Annotated in this window: 4 protein-coding genes; all 4 read right to left on the bottom strand. The window is 28.4% G+C overall.

Annotated elements, in window-relative coordinates; translation table 11 throughout:
• Window positions 1–227: 227 nt before the first annotated feature.
• Window positions 228–1,034 carry a hypothetical protein gene (locus HM984_RS17200; RefSeq protein WP_179350081.1) on the bottom strand — a complete coding sequence of 269 codons (807 nt, stop codon included), beginning with the start codon at window positions 1,032–1,034 and terminating at the stop codon, window positions 228–230.
• Window positions 1,035–1,188: 154 nt separating this feature from the next.
• Window positions 1,189–1,977: a hypothetical protein gene (locus tag HM984_RS17205; RefSeq protein WP_179350082.1), complete on the bottom strand. Its 789-nt coding sequence runs from the start codon at window positions 1,975–1,977 to the stop codon at window positions 1,189–1,191.
• 155 nt (window positions 1,978–2,132) lie between these two features.
• Window positions 2,133–2,702: a hypothetical protein gene (locus HM984_RS17210; protein ID WP_179350083.1), complete on the bottom strand. Its 570-nt coding sequence runs from the start codon at window positions 2,700–2,702 to the stop codon at window positions 2,133–2,135.
• 90 nt (window positions 2,703–2,792) lie between these two features.
• Window positions 2,793–3,878, bottom strand: coding sequence for an SH3 domain-containing protein (locus tag HM984_RS17215; protein WP_179350084.1), 1,086 nt, complete (start codon window positions 3,876–3,878; stop codon window positions 2,793–2,795).
• Window positions 3,879–3,972: the final 94 nt, after the last annotated feature.

Raw genomic sequence — 3,972 nt, forward strand, 5'->3', positions numbered from 1 at the left:
GATAAGATTTTCCTCTGAAGGACAATCCATTTTGGTAATTTCAAATATCGTTTTATTCACTTGGTTTCTGGGTTTTTCGGCATTACTTACAACGTGTTTGTGTATGATTTCGTTGCGTGTTTAAGCACTAAATTTAGCAAATAAATCACAGATAGAAAGTCCGCGAGGACTTTCGTAAGTAGGCTATAACTAGCAATGAATTATACACGGTGTTAGCCATTGTTATTTTATTCAAATTCAATATTCCAATTATTTCTCAATGACTGTAATTTAGGAACAATACAAGATTTTTTCTCATTTTCAGGCGAGACGAAAATTGGAACAAAATCACCTTTTTTTTTGTCGCTCATAATTGAAAAATCAGTTGTAAATGATTCTCCAATAATCTTGTTTCCGCTCAATGTTTGATATTCATAATGCACAATAATCCCTTGTCCAGCGTTAGATATTGGAAGTCCAGATTTTGGTATCATAGAAACGATTTTTCCTTTAAGCACTTTTCCAAATTTGCAGAGTTTGACCTCTTTTTTCAAGTTTCGAATTGAATAAATTAGAAAAGGTAATCCAATAACCAGAAATGGAATAGGAAATAGTAATAAGAAACCTGATTCAAAATCATATGGTTTTAAGTCTTTCAATATCGAATTTCCATTAAGTTCTTTAATTTGTATACTGTTTCCAATTTCTAATTTTTCTATTTTTCTTTCTTCAAGAACTTTATATTTAGATTCAGTTTCTTTTCCATTCTCTGAATATTTGTATGATATAATTGTTGGATGAACGCCATTAATAGTAACATTATACTGTGTATCAATATCTGTTATTTGGGCTGTAATTTGTTTTCCTTTAGTATTTATTAATTCATAATCAACTTTTGGTGTTTCATTTCCAAGTGATAAAAATATTATTAATAAAATTGTAGCAATGAATAATGGAAAAACAGTGAAACCAAACCCAAAAATTATTGATATCGGTTTCTTTTTCAAAATATTAATTATAGTCGAAAAGTTTACTTTTCTTGGTGTATTATTCATTCGTGAGTTTCGTTTTTCTAATAATGGCTAACGGTCTTGTGTATGGTTAGTTGCGTGGTTAAGCAACTAAGTTAGCAAACTTTTACGAACCCGTGAAAATTCCGCAGGAATTTTCGCAAGTAGGGAAGAAAAAAGCAATTAATTATACACATTGTTAGGCAACGTAATTTTCTCTCCAACCATTAGTTTTAGCAATCAATTCTGGATATAGACAAGATGAGTTTCCATCTTGTGAAACCAAAATTTTAATTGAATCTCCAATTGATTTATTATTTGTCAAAGCAAAATTATTAGTTCTTGATTTCGCAACGTTATTTCCATATTCATAATGTACATCCATTGACGAACCAAATTTCGAAAATGCGAAACCTTTATTATGGCTTATTGAAACTATTTTTCCCTCCATAATTCTGCCTGTTTTATATATTAAGATTTCCTTATTTATTCGTGAGTATAGAAGATAGCAAAGAATTAGTCCAATTAACAGAACAGCTCCAGCTATGTAATACATAAAATCCATATTAAACGTGTATTGCTCAAATTCTGTCGGGATTGATTGTCCGTTCAAATGTTTAATTGGAATAATATCTCCAGTTTTTAAAATATCAGTTTTGTCAGGTTCAAATACACTAAACTTTGATTCCGTTTTTTGTCCATTAAAATCAAATTCATAGGTCAAGATTTGAGGATTATTTCCATTAATCGTAATGTTGTTAATTCCTTTGATGTTTGTCAGGACAGCATTTTCTTTTTCTCCATCAGATTGGATTTTTTCCACGTTTTCAACAAATGGGAAGCTATCTCCTAAAGAATTCATCATTAATCCCATTGGAAGAAACAATAATAGTGCAAATGCAATTCCTTGAAATGCAAAAAGCAGTAATATTGGTCTAATTTTAGCTCTTTGCCAAATGGTTTTGAAGTTGGTTTTTCTATCTGTCAATGTCGTTCCTCTTTATGTTGCCTAACGGTTTTGTGTATGATTAGTGGCGTGTTTTAAGCAACTAATTTAGTAAATAAAAACCGAATAGAAAATCTGCGAGGATTTTCGTAAGTAGGCGATAGCCAGCCATTAATTATACACGGTGTTGGCAATAGTTATTTTTTCTTGTTTTTTTTCGGAATGCTTAAAAAACATTCGCTAGTAAAACTAACTAATTGAGATTCTAATTTCCAATATACTTTATTTTCAAAACCCCAAGTCAAACATTCTTTATCGCTTTCTTTTATTAATTTTCCATTTTTATCGTATAATTTTAAATGGATAATACGTGAACTTCCGTCTCCAGCAATTGAGAACAGTTTTAGTCTTGATTCTCCATAAACCTCTAGTTTATAATTATTGTCAGGACTTTTTTCACTGTATATTAAGTATTGTGCGAAAAACAAATAGTAAATTCCATAAATTAAAAGAGTATAAGTAAATAGAACAGCAATATTGACATTCCTTAATCCTATAGAATTTTTTTTATGAAATTTAATAAGTTCGTATACCATAAATATTAACCATCCGACTATAACTAAACCAATTATCGATAGAAACATTAAGATGTTACCATCTTTTTCTTTGTAAAATACATTTTGCAATGAGCCAATTAATAAAGAAACAATTATTAATAGAATTGGTAGTGATAAAAATCGATAAAAAAAATGTAGAATCTGTTTCATTTGCGAGTAGTGTCAGAATGTAAATCTTCATTTGCTTCAAAAAAAGTTTCTTCTTTGCTAACTACTGGATACCAGTCAAACATAATAAAGTTATAAATTAAATATTTTTATTTTTAAATAGTTTTCACTGTCTATTTGCTCTCCATACTCATATTCACTTATAACATCTATAGGAAAAGCTTTTACAATAAATTCATTATCTGAAATCCAAAATATTTCGTTTTCACTTGGTGACCAAGTTTTAAATAATAGGCTTAATTCTAACTGCAATTCTGAATTTTTAATTATTTTAAAAATATTTAATTCGGCTTGTTGAGTGAAGCTGGAATTTTTAAGACTAATCATATTTTTTTTATTAATTGATATTCTTGGAAACCCAAGTAAATTCATTCCATTCTTTCTTGCTAATTGAAGTAGTTTTTCGTTTTCTGAATCTATTTTACCAGTTGACTTGTCTACTAGTATGAAGTCTTCATTCTCCCACAGATTTCGTAAAATGACATATTTATTAAGAAAATCAATACTTCCAATATATTTAAAATTTATTCGACTTTCATTGTCAATATTATTATCTATAAACTTGTGGTGTTTAATAAATAGAGTGTCTTTATTTCTGTGAACATTGGTTGAATCTCGATTTATATAGTCGATGTTTTTTTTCTTTAATTGATTAAAAATATCTTTTGATATAATTTCGAATTTCAAAAGGCTATCTACAAACATTTCTTTTCCACTTTCATAGAAAAATACTTCTGATTTTGGTGAGTATATTCCCTGAACTATAGACAGATTTTTTTTTATTAATTTAATATTAGACCCGATATCTAAAAAACTACTGAACACGTAAACTTTATTTGTTTTTTCATCATTATAGTTTTTAATCCCTAACCATTCTCCTTTAATAATTCTGTTTTCATCTGCAATTTCATCTTTTATTCCGGTATATTCAATGATTTCAACTTTTTCTCCATAAGGTAATTTACCTAAAATTATTCCATTAGGTTTTTTTCTGTAATTCAGCCCATTTCTCGCATTAACATATAATTTTTCTAAAATCTTTACTTTTTCGAAATCTAATGTACTGTTATTTATTTTTTGAATTTTATTTTCAGTTTGTTTCGTCTTTTTACTGCAACTCAAGATAGTTATTAGCAGAAAGATGGTTATGTATCTCAAGTTTTTCATAATTATTGCCAACGGAATTGTGTATGGTTAGTTGCGTGGTTGAGCAACTAATTTAGCAAATAAATCACAGATAGAATATTCCGCA

Source organism: Winogradskyella pacifica (assembly GCF_013403915.1).
In the GTDB taxonomy this organism is placed as follows: domain Bacteria; phylum Bacteroidota; class Bacteroidia; order Flavobacteriales; family Flavobacteriaceae; genus Winogradskyella; species Winogradskyella pacifica.